The organism is Rossellomorea sp. NS-SX7, from assembly GCF_052828565.1.
Genome location: NZ_CM128249.1, coordinates 169,794 through 196,514 on the forward strand (window position 1 = coordinate 169,794; position 26,721 = coordinate 196,514).

Annotated in this window: 24 protein-coding genes and 1 pseudogene; all 25 read left to right on the top strand. The window is 46.4% G+C overall.

The window, feature by feature from the left end; genetic code table 11:
• Window positions 1-204: 204 nt before the first annotated feature.
• The 25 genes and pseudogenes from ACUXV2_RS00785 to ilvE all read left to right on the top strand — a co-directional run bounded on the left by ACUXV2_RS00785 (window position 205) and on the right by ilvE (window position 26,709).
• A complete protein-coding gene (locus ACUXV2_RS00785; RefSeq protein WP_172248888.1) occupies window positions 205-513 on the top strand; it encodes an EthD family reductase in 309 nt (102 codons plus the stop codon).
• Window positions 506-1,282, top strand: a complete 777-nt coding sequence (locus ACUXV2_RS00790) for an enoyl-CoA hydratase/isomerase family protein (RefSeq protein WP_446245170.1) — start codon at window positions 506-508, stop codon at window positions 1,280-1,282. Before ACUXV2_RS00785 ends, ACUXV2_RS00790 begins: the two co-directional genes overlap by 8 nt.
• A 12-nt stretch (window positions 1,283-1,294) precedes the next feature.
• Window positions 1,295-2,068, top strand: a complete 774-nt coding sequence (locus ACUXV2_RS00795) for an enoyl-CoA hydratase-related protein (protein ID WP_446245171.1) — start codon at window positions 1,295-1,297, stop codon at window positions 2,066-2,068.
• 32 nt (window positions 2,069-2,100) lie between these two features.
• Window positions 2,101-2,294, top strand: a pseudogene (locus ACUXV2_RS00800) (hypothetical protein).
• Window positions 2,266-3,783 (top strand): aldehyde dehydrogenase family protein, encoded by a 1,518-nt coding sequence (locus ACUXV2_RS00805; RefSeq protein ID WP_446245172.1) that lies wholly within the window; start codon window positions 2,266-2,268, stop codon window positions 3,781-3,783. The pseudogene ACUXV2_RS00800 and the gene ACUXV2_RS00805 overlap by 29 nt, the downstream one beginning before the upstream one ends.
• Window positions 3,784-3,852: 69 nt before the next feature.
• A complete protein-coding gene (locus tag ACUXV2_RS00810) occupies window positions 3,853-4,728 on the top strand; it encodes a 3-hydroxyacyl-CoA dehydrogenase (protein WP_446245173.1) in 876 nt (291 codons plus the stop codon).
• Window positions 4,725-5,927: a thiolase family protein gene (locus ACUXV2_RS00815; protein ID WP_446245174.1), complete on the top strand. Its 1,203-nt coding sequence runs from the start codon at window positions 4,725-4,727 to the stop codon at window positions 5,925-5,927. The genes ACUXV2_RS00810 and ACUXV2_RS00815 overlap by 4 nt, the downstream gene beginning before the upstream one ends.
• A 223-nt stretch (window positions 5,928-6,150) precedes the next feature.
• A complete protein-coding gene (gene paaX, locus ACUXV2_RS00820; protein WP_446245175.1) occupies window positions 6,151-7,026 on the top strand; it encodes a phenylacetic acid degradation operon negative regulatory protein PaaX in 876 nt (291 codons plus the stop codon).
• 436 nt (window positions 7,027-7,462) lie between these two features.
• A complete protein-coding gene (locus ACUXV2_RS00825; protein WP_446245176.1) occupies window positions 7,463-8,134 on the top strand; it encodes a 5'-methylthioadenosine/S-adenosylhomocysteine nucleosidase family protein in 672 nt (223 codons plus the stop codon).
• 228 nt (window positions 8,135-8,362) lie between these two features.
• Window positions 8,363-9,316 carry an NAD(P)H-dependent flavin oxidoreductase gene (locus ACUXV2_RS00830; RefSeq protein ID WP_446245177.1) on the top strand — a complete coding sequence of 318 codons (954 nt, stop codon included), beginning with the start codon at window positions 8,363-8,365 and terminating at the stop codon, window positions 9,314-9,316.
• Window positions 9,317-9,888: 572 nt separating this feature from the next.
• A complete protein-coding gene (locus ACUXV2_RS00835; RefSeq protein WP_446245178.1) occupies window positions 9,889-10,893 on the top strand; it encodes an ABC transporter substrate-binding protein in 1,005 nt (334 codons plus the stop codon).
• Window positions 10,894-10,909: 16 nt separating this feature from the next.
• A complete protein-coding gene (locus tag ACUXV2_RS00840) occupies window positions 10,910-11,938 on the top strand; it encodes an ABC transporter permease (RefSeq protein ID WP_446245179.1) in 1,029 nt (342 codons plus the stop codon).
• On the top strand, window positions 11,913-12,707 hold the full coding sequence (locus ACUXV2_RS00845; RefSeq protein ID WP_446245180.1) for an ABC transporter ATP-binding protein: 795 nt from the start codon (window positions 11,913-11,915) through the stop codon (window positions 12,705-12,707). The genes ACUXV2_RS00840 and ACUXV2_RS00845 overlap by 26 nt, the downstream gene beginning before the upstream one ends.
• 405 nt (window positions 12,708-13,112) lie before the next feature.
• Window positions 13,113-13,508 carry a thioesterase family protein gene (locus tag ACUXV2_RS00850; RefSeq protein ID WP_446245181.1) on the top strand — a complete coding sequence of 132 codons (396 nt, stop codon included), beginning with the start codon at window positions 13,113-13,115 and terminating at the stop codon, window positions 13,506-13,508.
• 50 nt (window positions 13,509-13,558) lie between these two features.
• Window positions 13,559-14,665 (top strand): Leu/Phe/Val dehydrogenase, encoded by a 1,107-nt coding sequence (locus ACUXV2_RS00855; protein ID WP_446245182.1) that lies wholly within the window; start codon window positions 13,559-13,561, stop codon window positions 14,663-14,665.
• A 324-nt stretch (window positions 14,666-14,989) separates the two neighbouring features.
• Window positions 14,990-16,060, top strand: coding sequence for a pyruvate dehydrogenase (acetyl-transferring) E1 component subunit alpha (gene pdhA / locus ACUXV2_RS00860; RefSeq protein ID WP_446245183.1), 1,071 nt, complete (start codon window positions 14,990-14,992; stop codon window positions 16,058-16,060).
• Window positions 16,057-17,052: an alpha-ketoacid dehydrogenase subunit beta gene (locus ACUXV2_RS00865; protein WP_446245184.1), complete on the top strand. Its 996-nt coding sequence runs from the start codon at window positions 16,057-16,059 to the stop codon at window positions 17,050-17,052. Before pdhA ends, ACUXV2_RS00865 begins: the two co-directional genes overlap by 4 nt.
• A gap of 20 nt (window positions 17,053-17,072) precedes the next feature.
• Window positions 17,073-18,269 carry a dihydrolipoamide acetyltransferase family protein gene (locus ACUXV2_RS00870; RefSeq protein WP_446245185.1) on the top strand — a complete coding sequence of 399 codons (1,197 nt, stop codon included), beginning with the start codon at window positions 17,073-17,075 and terminating at the stop codon, window positions 18,267-18,269.
• The gene (locus tag ACUXV2_RS00875; RefSeq protein WP_446245186.1) at window positions 18,270-19,700 is read left to right on the top strand and encodes a dihydrolipoyl dehydrogenase family protein; all 1,431 of its coding nucleotides are present in this window, start codon (window positions 18,270-18,272) and stop codon (window positions 19,698-19,700) included.
• A 111-nt stretch (window positions 19,701-19,811) separates the two neighbouring features.
• Window positions 19,812-20,927, top strand: coding sequence for a 4-hydroxyphenylpyruvate dioxygenase (gene hppD / locus ACUXV2_RS00880; protein WP_446245187.1), 1,116 nt, complete (start codon window positions 19,812-19,814; stop codon window positions 20,925-20,927).
• Between the two features lie 191 nt (window positions 20,928-21,118).
• Window positions 21,119-22,228 carry a histidinol-phosphate transaminase gene (gene hisC, locus ACUXV2_RS00885; protein ID WP_446245188.1) on the top strand — a complete coding sequence of 370 codons (1,110 nt, stop codon included), beginning with the start codon at window positions 21,119-21,121 and terminating at the stop codon, window positions 22,226-22,228.
• Window positions 22,229-22,840, top strand: coding sequence for a flavin reductase family protein (locus ACUXV2_RS00890; protein ID WP_446245189.1), 612 nt, complete (start codon window positions 22,229-22,231; stop codon window positions 22,838-22,840).
• 6 nt (window positions 22,841-22,846) lie between these two features.
• Window positions 22,847-23,830, top strand: coding sequence for a fumarylacetoacetate hydrolase family protein (locus tag ACUXV2_RS00895; protein ID WP_446245190.1), 984 nt, complete (start codon window positions 22,847-22,849; stop codon window positions 23,828-23,830).
• Window positions 23,778-24,923, top strand: a complete 1,146-nt coding sequence (locus ACUXV2_RS00900; RefSeq protein ID WP_446245191.1) for a homogentisate 1,2-dioxygenase — start codon at window positions 23,778-23,780, stop codon at window positions 24,921-24,923. Before ACUXV2_RS00895 ends, ACUXV2_RS00900 begins: the two co-directional genes overlap by 53 nt.
• An 886-nt stretch (window positions 24,924-25,809) precedes the next feature.
• Entirely contained in the window at window positions 25,810-26,709 is a 900-nt protein-coding gene (gene ilvE, locus ACUXV2_RS00905; protein WP_446245192.1) for a branched-chain-amino-acid transaminase, read from the top strand.
• Window positions 26,710-26,721: the final 12 nt, after the last annotated feature.

Sequence of the window (26,721 nt, forward strand, 5' to 3'; positions counted from 1 at the left end):
TGGTTAAGCTGAATTTTTAACCGGATCCAGCAGTTGATTGGAGTGGAAGACGTAGACTCCTGCGGGAGAAGTGGCCAATGTGAGACCCCGCAGGCGAAGCCGAGGAGGCTCACGGGTCACCCGCGGAAAGCGAAGTCTTCCACGGAAATCAACTGCGGTATTGAAAATTCCAACTAAAAAACAAAATTTAAGGAGAGATTCCAAATGGTAAAACTAATCGCATTATACAAACACCCTGAAAACAAGGAGCAATTCGACGAGCACTACTTCAACACCCATGCCCCGATCACAGCGAAAATCCCGGGCCTGAAAGAAATGAAGGTTACAAGAATCACAGGTTCGCCAATGGGCGGAGAAGGCAAGTACTACTTAATGTGTGAGATGTACTATGAAAGCCATGAAGCACTGAAAGCAGGACTCAAATCAGATGAAGGAAAAGCTTCAGGGAAAGACCTGATGGGCTTTGCTGCTGAACTGGTCACACTCATGATTGGTGAAGAAGTGAATGAGTAAGCACGAATACATTGTGGTCAGCGAAAGGGACGGGCTCGGATTCATCGAGCTGAACCGTCCCAAGGTGCTGAACGCCATCAATCGCCCCATGGTGTCAGAAATCGTGGAAGCTTTTGAAGAGTTCGATCGGAACGACAATGTAAAAGTGATCATTTTATCCGGAAAGGGGAGGGCATTCGCTGCCGGTGCCGATATTGATGAAATGTCAGAAGACGGCGCCATTGATCTTGAGCTCCTCAACCAGTTCACTGAATGGGACCGCCTTGCATGGATCAAAAAGCCGATCATCGGTGCAGTTCAGGGTTTCGCGCTCGGCGGCGGCTTCGAACTGGCATTGTGTTGTGACATGTTGTTTGCAGCAGAAGACGCAAGCTTCGGATTCCCTGAAGTGAATCTCGGGGTCATGCCCGGTGCAGGAGGAACGCAGCGTTTGACAAAGCTCATTGGGAAATCAAGGGCGATGGAATGGCTCATGTCAGGCGACCGTTTCACTGCGGCACAGGCACTCGAATGGGGTGTCATCAACCGTGCGATCGCCCCGGAACTTTTGATGGAAGAAACAGAGAAATTTGCAAGGAAACTAGCATCGAAGCCGCCGCTATCGATACGGCTGATAAAAGAATCCGTTCATAAAGCGGTTGATTATTCTCTTTACGAAGGAATGCAGTATGAACGGAAGAATTTCTATCTTCTTTTTGCCTCCGAGGATCAAAAAGAAGGCATGAAAGCTTTCGTGGAAAAACGCAAACCACATTTCAAAGGAAAGTAAGGAGGCTACATAATGTACGAAACCATTAAATACGAAGTGAAAAACCATGTAGCCTGGATCACCCTGAACCGACCGGATAAATTGAATGCATTCATCCGCCAGCTCAACCTTGAAGTAGCGAAGGCGGTAAAAGAATCTTCACGTGACAAGGACGTAAGGGCAGTCGTCATCACCGGTGAAGGCCGTGCGTTCTGTTCCGGACAGGATTTGAGTGAAGTCGATGATTCGATGGACCACGGTGAAGTCCTCCGAAATAACTACGGGCCGATGGTGAAGGAAATCGAAGTCTGCGAGAAGCCGGTCATCGCGGCGGTGAACGGGGTTGCGGCAGGAGCAGGGTTTTCCCTGGCATTGGCATGTGACTTTAGGCTTGTATCTGAAAAAGCAAGTTTCGTTCAAGCATTCGTCCACGTCGGATTGGTTCCTGATTCAGGCAACCTCTACTATTTAACCAATCTGGTAGGCTATGCAAAAGCGCTGGAACTCGCTGTTTTTGGTGAGAAGATCACGGCAGAGCAAGCTGATAAGTTCGGATTGGTGACGAAGCTGATCGGGGTTGAGAGCTGGCAGGAAGAAACGGCCGCTTTTGCTGAACGGATTGCTTCCATGCCGACGAAAGCCATCGGATTGATGAAGCGGCTTTTAAAAGGAAGCCATGATTTACCCTTTGAAGAATACTTGGAAAAGGAAGCCTACGCCCAGCGGATTGCCGGCCAGACCGAAGACCATCGCGAAGGCGTCACCGCTTTTATGGAGAAAAGAAGACCTGCTTTTCACGGTAGATAGACTATTCTTGAATTTTAGGCTGAATCCAGCGGTTGATTGGAGTGCAAGACGAAGACTCCTGCGGGAGAAGCGTGTTAGGTGAGACCCCGCAGGAGCGCAAAGACGAGGAGGCTCAACAACCGCCCGCGGAAAGCGAAGTCTTGCACGGAAATCAACAGCGGAGTTTAACACAGTAAAACGAAAAAGGAGATGGGACTATGTCTACAGTAAAAGAACAAAGCTTTGAAGTACTTGAGATGAAAAGAGAGCATTATTCATTGGTAATCAACGGTCAACGTATGGAAAGTGAATCTGGGGAGACGTTCACGACGTTTAATCCTGCTACGGGTGAACCGATCGCAACCGTTTCTCTTGCTTCCGTGGAAGATGCTGAAAAAGCCGTTGAGGCTGCAAGAAATGCGTTTGATCATGGAAAGTGGAAGAAGTTCCCAATCAACAAACGCTCCCGCGTGCTGAATAAGATTGCCGGTATCATGCGTTCCCGCTTTAATGAACTGGTATCGCTTGAAATCATGGACAGCGGTAAATCTCTTTCTGCAGCCCAAGGACAGGTCATGCAGGCAATCGAAGACTTCGAATTTTATGCGGGTGCGATTGTCGGCCACCGAGGCACGGTAAACAATGTCCCGGGACAATTCACGAATACGGCAGAGAAAGAGCCGGTCGGTGTTTGTGCCCAAATCATTCCGTGGAACTACCCATTGATGATGGCAGCTTGGAAAATTGCCCCTGCAATCGCTGCTGGCTGCTCGGTCGTCGTGAAGCCGGCAACGCTCACTCCGCTCACGGCAATCGTTTTAGGTGAAATCTGTATCGAAGCGGGAGTTCCTGAAGGTGTTGTCAACATCGTACCGGGAGCAGGTTCTTCTGTCGGAAACTATCTGGTCGAGCATGAAAAAGTAGACAAAGTGGCATTCACAGGTTCAACGCCAATCGGTAAAAACATCATGGAAAAAGCTTCTCAAACATTGAAACGCGTGACATTGGAGCTTGGAGGCAAGTCTCCGAACATCGTCTTTGACGACGCTGACGTAGACGCTGCGGTAGATGGTTCGCTGTTCGGTATCTTCTATAATACGGGACAGTCCTGTGAAGCACGTTCAAGACTTTATGTGCATGAAGATATCTATGATGAGTTCATGGAAAAATTCACAGCGAAAACTAAGAAGCTTTCGCTTGGAGATCCCCATGATAAAGGAACCCATATCGGTGCCATCATCAACCAGGGACAGGTGGATACGATCCACAGCTATGTAGAGTCTGCCAAACAAGATGGGGCCACAATCGTGACAGGAGGAAAGCCTGCGACTGTAGAAGGCTTTGAAAAAGGATACTGGTATGAGCCTACAATCATCACCGATGTCAATCATGATATGAAGGCTGTGAAGGAAGAGATTTTCGGACCGGTTGTCGTAGTAATGAAATTCAAAGACGAAAAAGAAGTCATCAAGATGGCAAACGACAGCGAATACGGCCTCGGTTCAGCAGTTTGGACCCAAAATCACGGCCGTGCTACGAGAGTGTCCAAGGCAATCCAGGCAGGGATCGTCATGGTGAACTGTCCATTCTCGGCATTCCCGGGAACACCTTTCGGAGGCTACAAGCAGTCAGGGTTCGGCCGCGAACTCTGTGTCGAAACACTGGATCTATATACAGAAACGAAGAGTATCATTTCTTACTTCGGAAATCGTCCGCTGAATCCATTCGGCGTATAAACATAACAGCTTGATACAGGGGTTGTCCTTTAAGGGGTCAACCCCTTATTGCTATAAGGAGGAATCGATATGACACAGCATATTGTTGTCGTAGGATCAGGAGTAATGGGAAGGGGCATCGCCTATGTAAGTGCAGTGGGTGGCTTCAGAACCACTTTGGTGGATATTAAACAGGAACAGCTGGATCATGCCAAAGAAGATATTCAGCGTATTTTTGAAAAAGGTGTGGAAAGAGGGAAGATCACGAATCAGGAGTATATGGAAGCACGCGAACGTCTTTCGTATTCTACTAATCTATCCATAACGGTCCGTGATGCGGATGTCGTCATCGAAGCTGTTCCGGAAAAAACTGATATCAAACGCGGTGTGTTCGAAGTGCTGGATGCACATGCTCCTGATTACTGCTATCTTGCAACCAACACCTCGACGATGAGCCCGACCGAAATCGGTTCTTTCACGAAACGGCCTGACAAAGTCATTGCGATGCATTTCTTCAATCCTGTACATAAAATGCCGCTGGTAGAAATCGTAAGAGGGTTGGAGACAAGTGATGAAACGGCGGAAGTGATTGAGCAGGTCGCCCGCTTAATGGGCAAAGAAACAGTCGTCATCAATGAGTTTCCGGGTTTTGTCACAAGCAGGATCAGCGCGCTCGTCGGCAACGAAGCCTTTTATATGTTGCAAGAGGGCCTCGGAACGCCGGAAGAAATCGATAAGGCGATCAAGCTCGGCTTGAATTATCCGATGGGCCCGTTTGAACTGGGGGATCTGGTTGGACTCGATACCCGTCTGAACAACCTGAAATATCTTCATGAAAAGCTTGGGGAAAAATACCGTCCGGCCCCTCTTTTAGAACAATACGTAAAAGCGGGAAGACTTGGCAGGAAGTCGGGCAAGGGTGTATATGATTACTCAGAAACGAAAGAAAAGGAGAGCCGATCATGAGGGAAGTCGTCATCGTTGATGCAGTGCGGACTCCAATCGGAAGATATAAAGGCGCCTTGAAAGACGTCCGTCCGGATGACCTTGGGGCACTTGTGATCAAAGCGTTGGTCGAAAGGAACAGTGAAATGGCTGTTGATGCCATCGAAGAGGTCGTGCTCGGAAATGCTAATGGCGCAGGAGAAGACAATCGCAATGTAGCACGCATGTCCACCCTGCTTGCCGGCCTTCCTGTCGAAGTGGGTGCAACGACAATCAATCGACTATGCGGGTCGGGACTGGATGCAGTGAACTATGCCGCCCGTGCAATCCTTGCCGGGGAAGGCGATATTTTCATTGCCGGCGGTACCGAAAGCATGACGAGGGCTCCATTTGTTATGGCGAAACCTTCCAAGGACTTTCCGAGAGGGAATATGGAGATGTTCGATACAACTATCGGGTGGCGCTTCGTCAATGCCCGGCTTAAGCAAAGATACGGGACGGATTCCATGCCGGAAACAGCTGAAAATGTTGCAAATCGATATGAAATCACCAGGGAAGAACAGGACAGGTTTGCCTTTGAGAGCCAGGTGAAAGCTAAGCAAGCAATGGATGAAGAACGGTTCAAAGAGGAAATCATACCTGTAGAAATCACTGATCGAAAAGGGAATGTCACAACTGTGACAGTGGATGAGCACCCTCGTCCCCAATCAAGTATGGAAAAACTCGGCAAACTGTCACCTTTATTTAATGAAGGAACAGTCACCGCAGGAAATGCATCCGGTGTGAACGATGGGGCATCTGCGCTGCTTTTGATGAGCAGGGATAAAGCGGACGAATTAGGTCTGAAACCCCTCGCGCGTTACGTTACTTCTGCAACTGCAGGGCTGGATCCTTCTGTAATGGGGCTTGGTCCGATCTATGCCACACGCAAAGCACTGAAGCGGGCGGGCATCTCTCTTGATCAAATAGGATTGGTAGAGTTGAACGAAGCGTTTGCAGCCCAATCAATTGCATGTGTGAGGGACCTTGGACTGAACGAAGATATCGTCAATGTCAACGGAGGAGCGATCGCCTTCGGTCACCCGCTTGGAGCAAGCGGTGCGAGGATCCTGACAACACTCGTGCATGAGATGAAGAAACGCGGTACTCGGTACGGTCTCTCGACAATGTGTATCGGTGTGGGTCAGGGGATTGCGACGCTGGTTGAAAATATAGAATAATAATGAAGGAAGAGGTGCTGGATCCAGGACCTCTTTCTGTGATGTCTTTATTTTGGCTGATTACTATGATGTGATTGTTAGGAACCCCCGCTATTATTTCCAAAAATTTCGAGTTTGTTATTTAAATAAGTCAAAGAGTTGTGATAATATATTTATCAAACGTAAAATGAACGTCACAAGAAAGTTTTTTCGCAAAAGTGATTGTGCAAAAGGAGAGGCAGCAATGAACACCAGATCAATGATCTTTACCCTTTACGGGGATTACATACGCCATTATGGAAATAAAATATGGATCGGCAGTCTCATCCGTTTGCTGAATGAATTCGGACATAACGATCAGGCAGTCCGGGCAGCGATTTCAAGGATGAATAAACAAGGCTGGGTCCAGGCGGAGAAGCAGGGGAATAAAAGCTATTATTCATTGACTGAACCCGGCGTCGACCGCATGGAAGAAGCAGCTAACCGTATCTTCAAGCTCAAGCCCCAGGAATGGGACGGGAATTGGAGAATCTTCATGTACAGCATTCCTGAAGAAATCCGCAGCATCAGGGATGAACTCCGCAAGGAACTAGTATGGAGCGGTTTTGGTACGCTTTCGACCTCCACATGGATTTCACCGAACAATTTGGAAAAACAGGTTCAATCTTTGATCAAGAAATACGACATCAAAGAATACGTCGATTTCTTTATCGCAGAATACAAAGGACCGAATGAAAACCAGCGATTAGTCGAAAAGAGCTGGGACTTGAAAGAAATCAATGAACGTTATCAGGAGTTCATCGCCCTGTACAGTCAGCAATATATGATCGATAAGAACAAAATCAAAAAAGGCGATATGAGCGATGCGGAATGCTTTGTTGAGCGGACAAAGCTTGTGCATGAGTACCGGAAATTCCTATTCGTGGATCCCGGTCTTCCGGAAGAACTGCTTCCTGAAAAGTGGCTGGGGGCACATGCAGCCTCCTTATTTGCCGAATACTATAAAGAACTTGCGGAACCGGCATCCCGATTCTTTGAAAGTGTATTCGAAGACGGCAACGAATTGAAAAATAAGGACCGCAGTTACGATATCATGACACACCCTTTATTGCTGGATTGATAAAACCCCTGCTGAAATGGTAAGGGGTTCCGTTTTGGGAGAGAAAATTACAAATAGCACTATAAATAGCAGGCTAATTCGCATATGAATTAGACCTGCTTTATTTGTTGCGATAACAATGTTTTCATTCGATTTTGTGGTGAGATAGCACCTTGAATAGCATCTTAATTATCAGGAGCACAGTAATAATTGTATAACTAAAAAAAGAGGTGCTAATTAGGGTGCTAAATGACTTGTCAATTCAAAACCTGTTCTTGAGGAGATGAGCCTCTTGTAAGGAATTGTTTGGTACAATTGCAGGTTAGTAAAAAGGATATTTACATATTAATAACGAATTGTTGATGAACAGAGTAAAGAAGGATAGTGGTTAAAATGAAATTCAGACCCTGGATAGACATAAAATAGTGACAAATTATATTTGTAAGGTGATAAGTCGATGATAGGAATAAGTATAGCAACGAAGTGGGAATACGAAGCGACATTAGAATATTTCGGCATAAAAGATAATGAACGTATCGGTTATCCTTTTGGAGAGTATTTCATAAGAACAATTAATGATACCGAACTTGTTTTTTATAGTACCGGTGTAAGAAAAGTAAATGGTGTTGGTGGTAATCAGTATATGATTTCTACATTTAATTTAACTAAAGTAATCGTTGCTGGAACCTGTGCAGGAATAGATGATAAGTACAGTAATTTGGATATAATTGTACCCGGCGAAGCCGTTCAATATGATTGCACAGTAAAAGAAATCGAGCCTCTTATTAAACATTCCTTCAAAGTCGATATTGATCTATCAAAATATGGAAATGATTTTTATACCGGAACAATTGGCACCGCTGATAAAGCAGTAGTTATGTGGAAGGACTATTTAGAACTTAAAGAAAACGAAATAACAATAGCCGATACAGAAGCGGGTGCAATTGCTTATATCTGTAAGAAGAATGATGTTGAATGTATTATTATTAAAGGAATTTCTGATTTCCCAACAGATGAAAGAAACTCTGATAAATTCGAATCAAACATTGAACAAATGAATGTTTATTTAGAAAACACACCCAAAGTTATGAACAAAATATTTGGCGAATATTTAAAGAGATTTATATAAATAAATGTAAGGATGAAAAAACACTAAAGGGTGCTGTAACGGAACAAGAAGATAATCTAGACATAAAAACCCAGAGTCATTAGCTCTGGGTTTTTTTCTGTTCAGATTTCTTTTGCCAGATTGGAAACTTACAAACCATTTCATTATTATTTTCCTAGCATAACATCAAATAGAACTTGTCTATATTTTCGCAAAAGTATAACATAAAATTAACGAAGGGGGATTTTAATGAATAACTTAGCGGAGATTCTCAAAATCGACTATCCTATTCTTCAAGGGGGAATGGGGAACATCAGTAATGCTCCTTTGACGGCAGCCGTTTCCGAAGCAGGTGCGCTGGGCACCATCGGGGTCGGGACAATGAGCGTAAAGGAAGTAGAAAGTATAATCATAGAGACAAAGAATCGTACAGCGAAACCTTTCGCATTAAATATTCCAATCGCGATCACTCCTCATTTACAGGAGATGGTCCGACTGGTGGTTAAACATAAGGTGCATGCCGTATCCTTATCGGCAGGAAATCCGACGCCGCTCATTCCATATTTCCATGAACATGGAGTGAAAGTGATCTGTGTGGTCGCTTCCAAAAAACAAGCGATGAAAGCGGAAGATGCAGGAGCGGATATCCTTGTGGGGGAAGGGTATGAAGCAGCGGGGATCAATTCCAACCTGGAAACGACCACGCTCGCACTGATACCGCAGCTCGTTGATGCAGTAAGCATTCCCGTGGTCGCTGCAGGTGGAATCGGCGACGGAAGGGGACTTGCCAGCATGCTCGCCCTCGGTGCAAGCGGGGTTCAGATGGGGACCCGTCTCATCGCGACGCAGGAAGCACCGTTTCATGAAAGCTACAAATCCTCGCTTCTGGATGCGAAAGATGACAGCACGGTGATTGTCGGCCGTTCAGTCGGCAAAGTAAGAAGGGTCATGAAAACACCTTATTCTGCCGATTTGATCCGAAAAGAAAAGGAAGGCGTTCCTGCTGAGGAATTCGGGCAGCTTACATCCGAAGTCTACCATAGAATTGGTGCGCTGGAAGGAAAGCTGGATCAGGGATTTATCAATGGGGGCCAGGTATCGGGATTGGTATCGGATATTCCGACAGTGAAAGAGCTGATTGAAAAAATGATGGGTGATGTTGACCGGATTTTCGAAAGATTGGCAAAGAGCAGGATGAAATGATAGAGGGGAGCATGTTCCTTTTAGGGGGAGCGTGCTTTTTTATTGGAATGTTGGTTTTTGAGGTTACTGTAAATCTACACTAGAAAATAGGATTTATGAGCGCGGAGGCTGCGTATAGCAGTTAATCCCCTAGCAGGACTAGTAGGATATTTGCTTTTAAATGATTTTATCTGCCGTTTTATAATTTTATCTGCCAAAATTTCAATATATCTGCCATTCTTCACGAAACGACAAATTTCGCGCACCCGCCAAAAGAACACTATAAACGCCACCATGCCTTATGGAAACCCCGGTCTCAGAAAGATAATGATCATCCCATTATCAAATAGTTTCTAAACCCCTTGCTAAATCAGATTTCACTTCGCCAAAAACCAAAAAACATCTAGATATTCACACCCAAACCGTCTATACTAGTATTAATTTTTAAATTTTCGGAATATTATTGACTATTTTGTGACAGGAATGATAATATAACGTTGTATTAACGACGGTCATTTTTTTATCATAATGGGTTTGCTAGTCTTTGAGACTACTAATCATAAAATTCTTTTAAGAGAAAAAGGGGGATTTCAATGAAGAAGAAGAGTTTGTTACTCGGTGTCATAACGATGCTTCTAGGTATGCTTGTATTATCCGGATGCGGCGGCAGCGAGCAGGGTTCGGCAGATAATGGTGACAAGAAATACGTAATCGGGGTCACTCAAATTGTTGAACATCCTTCTCTAGATGCAGCTTTCGAAGGATTTAAAAAAGCTTTAGCTGACAATGGATTTAAAGAAGGGGAAAATGTTGAATACAATATTCAAATTGCCCAAGGAGATCAAAGTAACTCCCAGACGGCAGCCAAGAACCTGGTGGGTGACGGAGTAGACCTCATCTTCGCGAACTCAACCCCAAGTGCGCAGCATGCACTGAATGCTACAAAGAAAATCCCAATCGTTTTTACTTCAGTAACGGACCCGGTTGGTGCTGAATTGGTGAAATCGTTCGATGAACCAGGCGAAAATATTACAGGTACAACGGATACTCATCCTGAAGCCATTACTAGAACACTTTCTTTCGTAACAGATGAAATGAAAGCGAAAACAATCGGTATCATTTATAACTCAGGCGAGCAAAATGCGGTCGTTCAGGCAGAAGAAATCAATAAGATCGCAAAGGAAAAAGGAGTCAAGATCGTAGAAGCTTCCGTCTCCACATCTGCTGATGTTAAGCAAGCAGCTGAGTCGCTGACCGGGCGTGTTGATGCCATTTATATCCCGAAAGATAATACAGTGGTATCTGCACTCGAATCGGTCATCGGTGTTGCTAATGAAAAGGACATCCCTCTATTTGTCGGGGAACTTGATTCATTGAAAAAAGGTGCGATTGCGGCAAGCGGCTTTAACTATGAAGATCTTGGTTATGAAACTGGGTTGATGGCCGTCAAGATTTTAAAAGGTGAGAAAAAGCCTTCTGAACTTCCAGTACAGGCTCCACAAAACTTCGAATTGATGTTTAACAAGAAAGCAGCGGAAGAGCAAGGTGTAGAAGTGAAGGAAGCATGGTCTGAATTAGGTGAGTTTTTAGAAGAATAAGAGAGGATGATGATTCGTGCCTACAGCAATATTCGCATCCTTTGAATCTGGGATCATTTACGCTATTATGGCCCTCGGAGTCTACTTGTCCTTTCGGATATTGGATTTTCCTGATTTAACAGTCGATGGCAGCTTCGTTACCGGGGCTGCTGTCGCTGCTACCATGATTGTCAGTGGCGTAAACCCTGTCATCGCAACGATAACAGCGATCGTCATCGGATTTGCAGCAGGATGCATAACTGGATTGCTTCACACATTTGGTAAAATCAATGCTTTATTATCAGGGATCTTGATGATGATTGCGCTCTACTCGATCAACCTCAGGATCATGGGGCGGTCGAATGTCCCGTTATTAAGTCAGGAGACGACGTTTACCGGGGTAGAAAGCATGTGGGCGCCACTCGGGATCGATGCAGCCCTAAATAAACTCTGGATGGCCGTCGGACTCGGCGAGCCTCTTCCAGGTACATGGAGTATTTTGTTCATCATGGTCATCATTACACTGGCCATCAAATTTTTGACTGATGCATTTTTAAAGACGGAAATCGGTTTGGCATTGCGTGCCACTGGAGACAACCAGCGGATGATCCGCAGCTTCTCTGCCAACACCAATTTAATGATCATATTGGGCCTTGGGATCTCTAACGGCATGGTGGCCTTATCGGGTGCGCTGATTGCACAGTACAGCCGGTTTGCCGATGTCGGAATGGGAATCGGGATGATCATCATCGGCCTTGCCTCTGTCATCATCGGGGAAGCATTATTCGGTACAAAGACGATCGCCCGTACCACACTCGCGGTGATCGGAGGAGCGATCATCTACCGTTTGGTCGTCAGCTTGGCCCTTCGTGTCGAGTTCCTTGAAACCGGTGACATGAAGCTGATCACTGCAACGATCGTCATTCTGGCTTTGATCATGCCGAAAGTAATGGATCATTACAAAGATAAGAAACGAAAAGCCCAGCGGATGTCTGAGCGAATAGGAAAGACGTCGATTACCGAAGGAAAGGGTGATAAAGGTGCTGCAATTAAATCGAATTCATAAAGTGTTCAATGAAGGCACACCGGATGAAAAAATCGCCCTGGACGATATCCAGCTGACCATGAAACCAGGTGATTTCGTCACAGTCATCGGCAGCAACGGAGCTGGTAAATCGACATTGATGAATATCGTTTCCGGGGTTCTGCTGCCGGACGTGGGGAATGTGTACATTGATGATCATGAGGTTTCAAGGGTATCGGAATACAAGCGTTCCAAGCTGATCGGACGTGTATTCCAGGACCCGATGGCAGGAACGGCCCCTTCGATGACAATCGAGGAAAATCTGGCGATGGCCTATTCCAGGAACCGGACAAGAACTTTCCGACTCGGTGTGACGAAGAAGCGGAAAGAGTTCTTCAAAGAGGTTCTGGAATCCCTGCATTTAGGATTGGAAAACCGTTTGAATGCAAAAGTGGGACTGCTGTCAGGTGGGGAAAGGCAGGCACTTTCGTTATTGATGGCGACCTTCACGGAACCATCGATCCTGCTTCTTGATGAACATACCGCAGCACTTGATCCGGCCCGTGCAGATCTGATAACGAACCTGACAAAGGAAATTGTGGAGAAATATAATCTGACAACCCTGATGGTCACCCACAATATGCAGCAGGCACTCGATCTCGGCAACAGGCTGATCATGATGGACAAAGGACAGATCATCCTCGAGGTTAATGAAGACGAAAAGAAACATCTGACCGTCGAAGGCCTCCTGAATGAATTTCAACGAATTCGCGGAAGCAAGCTGGCAAGCGACCGCGCGCTTTTATCCTAGAATAGAGGCTGATGCATAATTGTTATAGCCTAAGTAAACCCTGAACTAATTTGCATTAGTTCAGGGTTTTAGTTTTGTTTAAATAAAGTGGGAAATATGCTCTTTCCAGCGGTTGATTGGAGTGCAAGACGAAGACTCCTGCGGGAAGAGTAGCTAATGTGAGACCCCGCAGGAGCGCAGCTCCGAGAAGGCTCACGGGCTACCCGCGGAAAGCGAAGTCTTGCACGGAAATCAATAGCGGTATTAAGAGCCTAAATTGAATTGTAAGTGCCAAGCCTCCGAGAGGGTTTATAAGATGTTTAAATTTTAACAATATATTGACTATTTATAATACTTAATGTTATTATATCGTTAAATTAACGTTATATGAAAATGTATAATGCGTTGGTTTAAAGGGGGAAAGCGATGAAGTCCGGATTAGCTGAAGGGCATACCGCCACGATCATGACGGAAGTAACCCCTGCCATGCATGCCCAGTTCGAGGGAAACGTGGTACACCCGGTTTATTCAACCGTGTCAATGGTCTATCACATGGAATGGGCATCAAGAAAGATCATCCTTCCTTATCTGGAGGAAGACGAAGAAGGCATGGGGTCGAAAGTGACAGTCAAGCACATGGCTCCTGCAGGCACCGGTTCCAGTCTTGAAATTAAAGCAACAGTCATAAAATATGAAAGAAACATCATCCTGACCGAAGTGGTCGTAAGAGATTTCAAGAATGATAGGATAATCGGCAAAGGAGAAGTCAAACAGGTTGTCCTGCCCAAAGAGAAAATTAGAGAAAGAATGAAAAGTATATAGTATTTGTGTTCTAATTTGAAAGCGTTTACAAAATGTCTGGGGGAAGAAGAATGGATATGTTTGAACAGATCAAAAACCATCAACAAGTTGTTTTTTGTAATGATGAAGATACAGGACTCAAAGCCATAATTGCCATACATAATACAACACTGGGGCCAGCTCTTGGCGGATGCCGTATGAGGCCTTATGCATCAGTGGACGAAGCATTGAACGATGTGCTGCGATTGTCTAAGGGGATGACGTATAAGTGTGCGGCAGCAGATGTTGATTTCGGAGGGGGGAAGGCCGTTATCATCGGGGATCCCGCGAAGGATAAGCACCCGGAACTGTTCCGTGCTTTCGGTCAGTTTGTGGAGTCCCTTAACGGCCGCTTCTATACAGGCACAGACATGGGGACGGAACCTGAGGATTTTGTTTATGCCCTAAAAGAGACAAATTGCATTGTCGGGGTGGATGAAGTGTACGGAGGCAGCGGAGACTCTTCGATTCCGACTGCGATGGGAGTCATTTACGGACTCCAGGCAACGAACCAGACCATATGGGGGTCAAGGGACCTGCACGGAAAAAGTTATGCGATCCAGGGACTTGGAAAGGTCGGCTATAAAGTAGCGGAACGCCTCCTTGATGAAGGGGCGGATCTGTATGTAACGGACATCAATCAAAACTCCATCGATCAATTGGTATCAAAAGCAAAAAACATGGGGGCAGCCATCAAAGTCGTATCAGGCGATGAAATATACTCTGTCGATGCCGATGTTTTCGTACCGTGTGCAATTGGCGGGATCATCAATGATGAAACCATCGATCGATTGAAAGTTAAAGCAGTCGCGGGTTCTGCCAATAACCAGCTGCTGGACCTGTATCACGGTTTGAAGCTCCATGAAAAAGGAATCCTCTACGCACCGGATTACATCGTCAATGCCGGCGGATTGATTCAGGTAGCGGATGAACTATACGAACCGAATAAAGAGCGTGTCCTGCAAAAGACAAGTGCCATCTACAACACCCTTCAGAATATTTACCTTCAAGCAGAAAACCAAAAGATGACCACAATGGAAGCAGCGGACCGGTTCTGCGAAGACCGCATCCACTCCCGCTCAAGAAGAAACAGCTTTTTCTCACACATGAAACGTCCGAAGTGGGCGGTTAGGCAATAAGAAAAGCGGAGGCGGCTCGCTCAGAGGCGACAAGCATAAGATGGATGGGCCTTGAAGGCGTTTTTTGCCTTCATGGACCATTTAGCTTATGACCTCGAGCCTCTAGCCGCCGCAGCTGGACAATAAGAAATGTGGAAGCGCCTTGGTCAGCTCCGACAAGCATAAGACGGGGGTGCCAAAAAGGCGGTGTTTGCCTTTATGGCAGCCATGGCTTATGACCTCGAGGAGCTAGGCGCAGGAACTAGGCAATAAGAAAAGCGGAGGCGGCTTGCTGCCCGAGCTGGAACTTGAAAAAACAAAATATGCACCACATGAGGTGATGAAATGATCGAGGATTTTCCAATCGTCCAGGTGATGGACAATCAGGGAGAACTTATTCGAAACGAGTATGAAAACGAGATTACTGAAGATATGACTCGTCAATTTTACCGGCATATAATCAGGATCCGCACCTTTGACCGTAAAGCGGTCAGTCTACAGCGGCAAGGCCGGATCGGGACATATGCCCCTTTTGAAGGACAGGAAGCATCGCAGGTGGGCACTGCCCTGGCCCTCGATGGAAAAGACTGGCTCTTCCCGACTTATCGCGACCACGGTGCCACCATGACATTCGGCCATTCCTTATTGAACATCCTCCTTTTCTGGAAAGGGAGGAATGAAGGGTGTGTACCTCCGGAAGGGAAGAATATCTTCACGCCGGGAATTCCGATTGCCACTCAGCTCCCGCATGCAGTGGGGGCAGCTTTTGCTGAAAAAAGGAAGGGTACAAAGAATGCCGCAATTGCTTATTTTGGTGATGGTGCGACTTCGGAAGGCGACTTCCATGAAGGCTTGAATCTCGCTAGTGTATGGGAAGCACCTGTTGTCTTTTTCAATCAGAATAATCACTATGCCATTTCAGTCCCGATGAGCAAACAAATGAAAACGAAGACCATTGCCCAGAAAGCACTGGCGTATGATATTCCAGGTGTAAGGATAGACGGCAATGATATTTTTGCTGTTTATTTTGAAACAAAAAAAGCTCTTGAGCGTGCGCGAAACGGAGAAGGTCCAACCTTGATCGAGTCGGTTACATGGAGATATGGAGCACATACGACTGCCGATGATCCGACGAAATACCGCGATCAGCTAGAAAGCGATGCTAGACGCCAGGATAACGACCCGGTAGACAGACTCGCCGCGTTCATGAAGAAAAAAGGGTGGATCGATGAAGACTGGATGCAGTCCGTTGAAAAAGAATGCGCAAAGGAAGTGGACCTCGCAGTAGAGGAACTGGAGGCGTATCCTGCTGCAGATCCGGGTGTCATATTTGACTATGTATTTGAAACCCCGACGTGGACGATTCAGGAACAAAAAGAAAAGCTCCTGAAAAGCTTAGGAGGAGTGAGCCGATGAGCACGTTAACGAAGACAAAGATGCTGACCATGGTGGGAGCCATCACGGATGGAATGAGAGTGATGCTGAAAGAACACGATGATGTGCTGTTGATGGGGGAAGATATCGGCACCAACGGCGGTGTCTTCCGGGCGACTGACGGACTTCAGGCGGATTTTGGGGAAGACAGAGTCATGGACACTCCATTAAGTGAAGCAGGCTTTATCGGAGCAGCGATCGGAATGGCCGTGAACGGTTTCAGGCCGGTGGCGGAAATCCAGTTCATGGGATTCATTTATCCTGCCTATGAGCAGATCATGACCCATGCCTCCCGCCTGCGTTCCAGAACACTTGGACATTACACATGCCCGATCGTGATCAGGGCTCCATACGGGGCCGGCGTCAGGGCCCCTGAAATTCATTCTGACAGTACAGAAGCAATCTTCACCCATATGCCGGGAATCAAGGTGGTTTGTCCATCAAATCCATATGATGCGAAAGGTCTTATGATTGCGTCGATTGAAGATCCCGATCCTGTCCTTTTTCTTGAGCCGATGAGGTGTTACCGCTCATCCCGTGAAGAAGTCCCGGAAGAGAAATATACGGTCGAGATCGGAAAGGGCAAGGTGGTGCAAGAAGGGGAAGACGTCACGATCATCGCCTGGGGTGCCATGGTCAAGGTTGCCGAAGAAGCTGCCGAGGAAGCAAGAAACCATGGTGTTTCCTGTGAAGTGCTTGACCTCCGGACGCTGTATCCGCTCGATAAAGACCTTATTTCAAGCTCTGTCCAGAAGACGGGCAGGACCGTGGTTGTGCATGAAGCACATGCGACTGGTGGAGTCGGAAATGATGTACTGGCAATTATCAATGACACCTCTTTCTTGTATCAGAAAGCACCGGTGGAACGTGTCACAGGTTTTGATACTCCTGTACCATATTTCGGTTTTGAAGATTTTTATCTGCCAGACAGCAAGCGTGTGCTCGAGGCAGTCAAGAAGGTTGCAGAATACTAGATTTGCAGAGGGGGGAGTTTATGGAAGTCAAGCTTCATGATATCGGAGAAGGCATGACGGAAGCGAACGTGAATCACTTTCTTGTGAAAGCGGGTGACACCGTCAAAGCGGATCAGCCGCTGGTGGAAGTTCAAACGGACAAAATGACCGCGGAAATCCCGGCGCCTTTTTCCGGAAGAATCAAAGAACTGACCGTCGGGGAAGGGGAAACGATCCCGGTCGGGACCACTGTGCTGCTCATGGAAAAGGAAGAAGGGATGACGCAATCAGTCACAGCCCCTAAAAAACCGCAGGGAATCCGGGCAAGAAGGGTGCTTGCTTCCCCGTATACAAGGAAGATTGCAAGAGAAAACGGAGTCGATCTGGATGAAGTCAGCGGAAGCGGAACGGGCGGCAGGATCCTTGATGAAGATGTGTACGCCTTTATTCAAGGAGGAAGAGAACAGGCACCGCCTGAAGAACCTGTAAGCATTGAAGCTGCCCCGGAAACGATGGAGGTTCAACCATCCGTTTCCGATCAGGATTCAAATACGATTCCATTCCGGGGAAGACGGAAACAAATCGCATCCAAGATGACCCATTCCCTTCGTACCATCGCCCACTGCACTCATTTTGAAGAGATAGATGTCACGAATCTATTAGCGTGGAAAGAAACGATGAAAAACAGCAATCAATCCATTTCAATGGGCGCTTATTTTATAAAGGTCATTTCGATTTGTTTGAAAGAGTTTCCTATATTCAATGCCGTACTGGACGAAAAGAATGAATGCGTCTACCTCAAACCTGACCACAACATCGGCATTGCGACAGATACAGATGAGGGGCTGATCGTACCCGTTATCAGGAATGTTGAAACAAAGTCGATGAAAGAGATCCACCAGGAAATGAAAGAACTGACACTTAAAGCGCAGGAAAATAGGTTATCGATCAAGGATATAACCGGCGGCACATTCACGGTCAGCAATGTTGGTCCGCTGAACGGTTCGATTGGTGCGACGCCGATCATCAATGAACCTGAAACCGGCTTACTTGCCTTTCATAAAACGAAGAAGCGGCCAATGGTAAACAATCAGGATGAAATCGTGATCCGTTCTATGATGAATGTGTCGATGTCCTTCGATCACAGGGTCGTCGACGGAGGAACGGCGGTACGCTTCACCAACCGGCTCCGTGATCTCATCGAAGAGCCTCAAACCTTGCTTCTGGAGTTGATATAAATGGTAGTGGGAGAAATCACGGAAGACAAAGATGTGGTCGTCATCGGCGGAGGTCCAGGCGGCTACCATGCTGCCATCAGGGCTGCAAGCCTGGGAAGAACGGTGACGCTCATTGAAAAAGAAGAAATTGGGGGCACATGCCTGAACAAGGGGTGCATTCCTTCGAAGATCTTCACCCATTTTGCCCAGGAATACAAAAAGCTCGGCCATCTGTCTGAAATGGGAATGGAGTTTATGCAGACAGAGCTGAACATGGCCACCCTGCAGCAGTATAGAGAAAAAAAGATCTCACAGCTGCGAAAAGGGGTGGAAGCGCTCTGTAAATCCAATGAAGTGGAAGTTGTAAAAGGGACAGCTTCCTTTTTATCGGATACGAGAATTGGTGTGGAAAACGGGCATAACTTCTCATTGTTCAATTTTAAAGAAGCAATCATTGCGGCGGGCGGAGAATTTCATTATCCGGAAGACATCCATTTTGACGCAGAAAAGATTCTCAAAGAGCGGGAGATATTTATGCTGGACGAACTGCCAGGTGAGCTTGCTGTTTATGGAACAGACTATATTTCCCTTGAAGCAGCCTCATCATTTGCGGTGCTTGGAAGTAAAGTGACACTTATCTTACCAGATGATCTCCCATTTGATTCTTCGATAACAAAAGAGATCCTGAGGCTTTTTAAAAAACAAAAGATAACCGTCCTTAAAGAGTGTATGCTTCAAAAAGTCACTCGTTCAGGTGAAAGGGTAAATACAGTGTTGAAAAAACAAAATGGAGAAACCGTGTCCATAGAAAGCAGTCACTTTACCGTAAGCGGCAAAGTGAAGGCAAATGTAAAGGAACTGGGCCTCGATCGATTGGGAATCGGATTGACCCCCGAGGGTTACATTCAAACCGACGACCAGGGGCGTACATCTATCCCCTCAATATGGGCTATAGGCGATGTGACGGAAGGTCCTTCCCTTGCAGTAAAAGCAATTAAACAGGGGAAAGCAGCTGCGGAAGCAATCGCAGGAAATCATCCTGAAGTCGACCTTCTGCATATTCCGACTGTCCTCCAGCTCTCACCACCCGTGGCATTTACAGGGTTGAGCGAGAGTGAAGCGAAAGAGGCGGGCTACACGGTTTCCGTGAGTGAATTCCCTGTTAGAGGGAATGGCTATGCAGGTGTCACGGGTGCCTCAGATGGCTTGGTGAAGATTATCAGTGACCAGGAAACGGATCTCATCCTTGGGATCCATATGATTGGCAGCGGAGCCGTTGAGCTGATCCAAACAGGTGCTCTCGGGCTTGAAATGGCGGCACGGGACGAGGACTTCAGCTTTCCGCTATATGCCCATCCAGGCTATGGTGAAAGCATGCTGGAAGCAGTGGAAGCTTTAAAAGGAGCGGCTGTTCATCTGCCACCTAGAAAAAAAGAGGCGGCAGGCAGATAACATCCTTTATTGCAGAAAAGCGTTCCAGCTTTAACAGCCGCTCTTGAGAAGATCGAAGGAATTAATTACGATATATTCAGAAAATATAAAAAGTTACCAGGAGGGATCAGGATGCAAGAAAATAAGGCAAAGAAGAAAGAAAAAGCAGAAGAACTGTTTCCGGTAAGAGACGTTGATTACTTAGAGTATTATGCAGGAAATGCCAAGCAGACAGCGCACTTCTTCTGTACGGCATACGGATTTAAAACAGTTGCTTATTCAGGTCTTGAAACAGGGAATCGCGATACTGTGTCCTATGTACTGCAGCAAAATAAAGTTCGCCTTGTGATCACTGGCAGCCTGCACGAAGGAAGCCGTGTATCACAATTCATCCATAAGCATGGGGATGGAATCAAAGACATCGCTCTTATGGTGGATGATGTTGAAAAGGCTTACAAGGGTGCTGTGGAGCGCGGGGCAATCGAAATCATGCCGCCAGCCACCCTGGAAGATGATGAAGGGACATTGAAAAAAGCCATAATCGGTACATATGGAGATACGGTTCATACCCTCATCGAGCGTAAGGATTATAAAGGCATATTCATGCCTGGCTTTGAAAAATATGATTCTGCGTTAAACATGGAGGATGCAGGGATCATTGCAGTCGACCACGTGGTCGGGAATGTCGAACGTATGGAAGAGTGGGTGGAATATTACGAGAAAGTCATGGGCTTCAAGGAAATGCGCCACTTTACCAATGAAGATATCACGACTGAATATTCTGCGCTTATGTCAAAGGTCATGCACAACGGCGGAAGAATCAAATTCCCGATCAATGAGCCGGCTGAAGGGAAACGCAAATCCCAAATCGAAGAATATCTTGAATTCTACGGCGGACCTGGTGTTCAGCACATCGCGATCCTGACAGAAGACATCGTAACAACGGTCAGTAAATTAAAAGAGAACGGAGTAGAGTTCCTGAATACCCCGGACTCTTACTATGAAATGCTCTCTGAACGCGTAGGGGAAATCGATGAGGAAATTTCGAAAATCAAAGAGCTTAATATTTTGGTAGACCGCGATGATGAGGGATACCTCCTTCAAATCTTCACAAAGCCGATTGTCGACCGTCCGACATTGTTCATCGAAGTCATCCAGCGTAAAGGTGCCAGAGGGTTCGGGGAAGGAAACTTCAAAGCCCTATTCGAATCAATCGAACGCGAGCAGGAACGCCGCGGGAATCTATAAAAAACAGAAATAGATAAAATAAAGAAAATAGAGAGATATTGGGGTCAAAAGGGACCGGTCAGGGGGTTAACCCGTGAAGAGGAAAGCCATTTCCTGCTGAATATATGCCAAAGGCTGTATTCAGCAGGGGAGGGAGCTTTCACTCGAAGCGGGTCGGCCCCCTTCATCCATGAGGAAGGCGAGGATCACGTATGGCACTTAAGTTTAAAACAAGAGAAGCGGTGACACATATCGCTCCTTATGTTCTCGGAAAAACATTAGCAGATCTGCAAAAGGAGCATGGATTGAGCACGATCAGAAAGCTCTCTGAGAATGAGAACATTTACGGATGTTCACCGAATGTGAAGAAATGGTTCAAGGAGCAGGACGGAGATCTATTTCTCTACCCGGACGGAGCCGCTATCGAGCTTTCAAATAAAGTCGCTGCTTTTTTAGGGGTTGAGAAGGAAAAGTTGGTGTTCGGTAACGGATCGGATGAAGTCATCCGGCTGCTGACGAGAGCGTATATGACCTGCGGGGACGAAGCGATCATGGCGGATGTGACATTTCCAAGGTATCAGACGAACGTATTCTTAGAAGGAGGGTCACCTGTCATCGTCCCTCTGCTTGACGGTACCCATGACTTAAAAGCCATGGCTGAGGCGATCACTCCAAAAACAAAGCTCATCTTCGTCTGTAATCCCAATAATCCTACAGGTACCATCGTCGGAAAAAAAGAGCTCTTGGAATTTATCGAAAGCATCCCGTCCCACATAATAGTGATCGTGGATGAAGCGTACATGGAGTACGTGACAACCGATGATTATCTCGAAACACTGCCATTATTATCACAGTTTGATAACTTGATCGTCCTGAGAACCTTTTCGAAGATCTACGGCCTGGCAGGATTACGTGTCGGGTTCGGTGTAATGAACGAAGAAATCGCCGAACAGCTCAGAAAAGTGAAAGACGTTTTCAATGTGAACATGATTGCACAAAAATCTGCCATCATAGCACTTGAAGATCAACCGTTCATCCGTGAATGCACCCATAAGAATCAAAAAGGACGGGAATACCTGGAAAAAGAGTTTCATCGTTTGGGAGTAAGCTATTTTCCATCGCAGGCGAATTTCATTATGGTGGACACGGGACTGAATGGAGACCATGTTTCCTCTGAACTTGTGAAAAAAGGAATTGTCGTCCGCTCTGGAACACTGCTTGGATATCCGACGACCGTGCGCGTCACAATCGGTACGGAGGAAGACAATAAGTTGTTTGTTTCTTCTTTGGAACAGATTTTAAAAGCGAAAGGAGGAGTTTGAATGGATATCAAACCTCACACCCTTCCTTGGCAGGATGCGTATAAATTAATGATTGGCAGTATTTTGCCGCGTCCGATTGCCTTTGTCTCGACCCTGGATGAAGAAGGAAGAGCGAATCTCGCCCCTTTCAGTTTCTTTACGGCGATTTCCGCCGAACCGATGCTTGTCTGTTTTTCCCCGATGAGAAAAGGAAAAGACGGCAGCAAAAAAGATACGCTTACAAATATTGAAGCAACGAATGAATTCGTCATCAATATCGTAAGTGAAGAGTTTGTAGAGGAAATGAATAACTGTGCGATCGAATTCGACCATGGTATAGATGAGTTTGAACAAACAGGCTTAACAAAGAAAGAATCAATCAGTGTAAAGCCTCCGGCAGTAGCAGAGAGTAAGGTGCAGCTCGAGTGTACACTGCATCAGGTGCTTCATTTCGGGGATGAACCAGGGGCAGGGAGCCTTGTGATCGGTAAAGTTGAATGCGTCAGGATCGACGACGAGCTTTATTATGACGGGAAAATCGATACACAGAAATTAAAGCCTGTGGGAAGGCTTGCAGGTCAATCGTATACAAAGCCGCTGGCAGATTCTTTTGAATTGATTCGAAAAAGGTGAGTAAAGATGAAACTCGTAAGTTTTCATGACGGAAATGAAATCAGAACCGGACTGCTGCAAGATGATATTGTCATAGATTTGTATGAAGCAACGGATGGGGCACTTCCAAAGGATATCCTTTCGTTAATCGGGCGCGGGGAAGAAGCGCTTGAGCAACTATCAGGACTCGGTATGTTTTCAAAGGGTGATAAAGGAGTCCGCGTACTGGATGATGTCACGCTGAAAGCACCGGTCCCGAGGCCGGTCAGCATCCGTGACTTTTATGCATTCGAGGAGCATGTCAAAACAGCCCGCAAAAGAAGGGGCCTGGATGTGGTGCCTGAGTGGTACGACATTCCTGTCTTCTACTTCACCAATCATCTCGCAGTGACAGGACCGGAAGAAGCCGTTGCCGGACCCGCTGACTGCGAGTGGCTCGATTATGAGCTTGAAATTGCCTGTGTGATCGGGAAGGAAGGCCGGAACATCTCTAAGGAAGACGCCGAGGACCATATTTACGGTTACTTCATCATGAATGACTGGAGTGCAAGGGACATCCAGAAACATGAAATGAAAGTCGGTCTCGGCCCTGCAAAAGGAAAAGATTTCGCCACGTCATTCGGACCGTATCTAGTGACGAAAGATGAATTGGAAGCCAAACGGAGCGGGGACCGGTTTGATTTAAGCATGACCGCTAAAGTGAACGGGAAGCTTCTTTCCCAAGGGAATTTCAAAGATATATATTATACGTTTGCAGATATGATCGAAAGGGCCTCCAAGGACGTCACCCTCTATCCCGGGGAAGTCATCGGTTCAGGGACTGTCGGTACCGGCTGCATCCTGGAGCTAGGGACGGAAACCCACCGCTGGCTGAAGGCCGGGGATGAAGTCGAATTGGAAATAGAGGGACTGGGCGTACTGCGAAACAAAGTCACGAGTACAAGAGAGGAGGAAAACCATGTATTACCGAAAGATGGGGGAAATCCCTCACAAACGTCACACAATGTTTAAGAAAGACGACGGCACCCTTTTCAGGGAACAGGTGATGGGTACAAAAGGATTCTCGGGAACACAATCAATCCTCTATCATCATCATCTGCCGACAGCCGTCACAAAAACGGAATACCTTGGCAGCTACATGCCCGAATTTGAAGAGGATGGTGCGGTGCGCCACCGCCATTTCATGACGGATGGAGTGGAGAAAAAGGGCGATGCCCTCGAAAGCAGGGAATACCTGCTTGGAAACTCGGACCTTTTGATCGGGACTGCATTTGTCACTCAGGAAATGAATCGCTTTTACCGTAATGGTGATGGAGATGAAATGCTCTATATCCATTTCGGTAAAGGGAAAGTGGAAACGATGTTCGGGACGATCACATATGGAAAAGGAGACTATGTCGTGATCCCGATCGGCACGATTTACCGTGTCGTCCCTGAAGAAGATACGAAGATGCTGATTGTGGAATCCTTCAGTCAAATCACCACGCCGCGCCGTTACCGGAATGAATATGGTCAGCTGCTCGAGCACAGTCCGTTTTGTGAACGCGATTTAAGAGGGCCGGAAACACTGGAAACGCATGATGAAAAAGGTGAGTTCGAAGTCATTTTGAAATCAAGGGGCGCCCTGCATTCACATGTGCTGGACCATCATCCGCTTGACGTGGTCGGCTGGGATGGATACTTATACCCTTGGGTCTTCAACATCGAGGATTTCGAACCGATCACCGGGCGTGTGCACCAGCCGCCGCCGGTCCATCAGACTTTCGAAGGGCATAATTATGTTGTGTGTTCATTCGTCCCAAGATTGTATGACTATCATCCGGAAGCCATACCGGCTCCTTACAATCACAGCAATGTTAACAGCGACGAGCTGCTGTACTATGTGGAAGGGAATTTCATGAGCCGTAAAGGGATCAAGGAAGGGTCGATCACACTCCACCCGAGTGGAATCCCGCACGGCCCTCACCCAGGCACAACGGAAGCAAGCATCGGCAAAAAAGAAACACTGGAGCTCGCCGTCATGATCGACACCTTCAAACCACTCAAAATCGTCAAAAAAGCGAAAGATGTCGAAGACGAGAAGTATATGTTCACCTGGACATAACATATCCTGCAAACGAACCAATTTAAAGTGCTGTTGAAGCATTTTAGATTGGTTTTTTATTTAGAGGGATTTTAATTTTGGGTGCAGCAGATGTTATCATCTCGATTGAGTGAAAAAATACCATTGTTATGAGATTTATATTAAATAGATATTAGTGTGGACCGTTCCAGCAGTTGATTGGAGTGCAGGACGAAGACTCCTGCGGGAAAAGCGAAGCAGGGGGGACCTGTCCAGCTACAGGGCTTAGAGGCACATGTCATAAGTCAACTCGTCCAAGAAGGCAAAGAACGCCTTCGTGGCCGATTCGCCTTATGCCACCCGCCTCTGAGCAAAGCCCTTCCGCTTTTCTAACCCGCAGAAGCGCAGCGACGAGGAGGCTCCCCGCTCGCCCGCGGAAAGCGAAGTCCTGCACGGAAATCAACTGCGGTATTCAAAGGGCATTATCAATTAGATGAATACAATGAGAATTCCTCTTCTTAAAATTTCTAGTCCCAAATACCCTTTCTATTAAAAAGCAGGATAAAACCTGTCGAATCCCCTCAAACTACCCTCCAAATAAATGAATCATGACTCATTAAAAAAATTACCAAAAAATTTATATCAAACAAACACGATTAGGACAAAGATGTAAGCGGTTACCATAAATCAGATAAATCTAAATAGTCAAAAAATTTACAAAAATACTGTTGACCTTCCCAGCAAACGGGCGTAATATTGTCCTCAATATAAAAATTCGAGCCGGAACAAACCGGTCATCGGCTGCTCCAAACACCCAGTCGAGGCTACTGAAAAAAAGGCTCCCATGCGGCTTTCAACTAAAGCTGCAAAACAAAAAAATTCTCTTAATCTATAAAAAACGAATCCAACCGGGAAAGGAATGATTAACATGAACGAACAATGGATCTACTTGGACGGTCAATACGTTAAAAAGGAAGACGCAGTCGTATCTGTTTACGACCATGGTTTTCTTTATGGAGATGGAGTGTTCGAAGGGATTCGAATGTATGATGGGAATGTATTCCGTCTGGAAGAACATGTTGATCGCCTTTATGACTCAGCCAAAGCCATCATGCTCAATATCGAAGTGTCGAAGCAGGAAATGTGCGACATCATCGTTGATACACTGAAGAAAAACCAGCTTGAAAATGCCTACATACGAGTGGTCGTTTCACGCGGTGTAGGGAATCTGGGGTTAGACCCATTCTCCTGTAAGAGACCGCAGCTAATTGTCATCGCTGAGCAGTTAGCTCTTTTCCCGAAAGAATTATATGAAACAGGCATCGAGATTGTTTCCGTTGCAAGCCGCCGGAATCGTGCGGATGTACTTTCACCGAAAGTGAAATCACTGAACTATTTAAATAATATTCTCGTAAAAATCGAAGCCAACCTTGCAGGAGTAAGCGAAGCGCTGATGATGAACGATCAGGGGTATGTAGCGGAAGGTTCTGCTGACAATATCTTCATCGTGAAGAACGGTAAGATTCTTACACCGCCGGGATACGTTGGCGCACTGGAAGGAATCACTCGAAACGCGATCATCGAAATTGCTGAAAACTTAGGCTTCGATATGAAAGAGGACGTCTTTACACGCCATGATGTGTACACAGCTGATGAAGTGTTCCTGACCGGAACGGCAGCGGAAGTCATCGCAGTCGTCAAGGTCGACGGACGTGTAATCGGTGACGGCACACCAGGTTCTTATACAAACCAATTATTGCAGGAATTCAGAAACACTGTCACGCAGGATGGAAGAAAAGTTTACAAACAAAATGCTCAAGTCGGATAAGTTGGAGGTGAT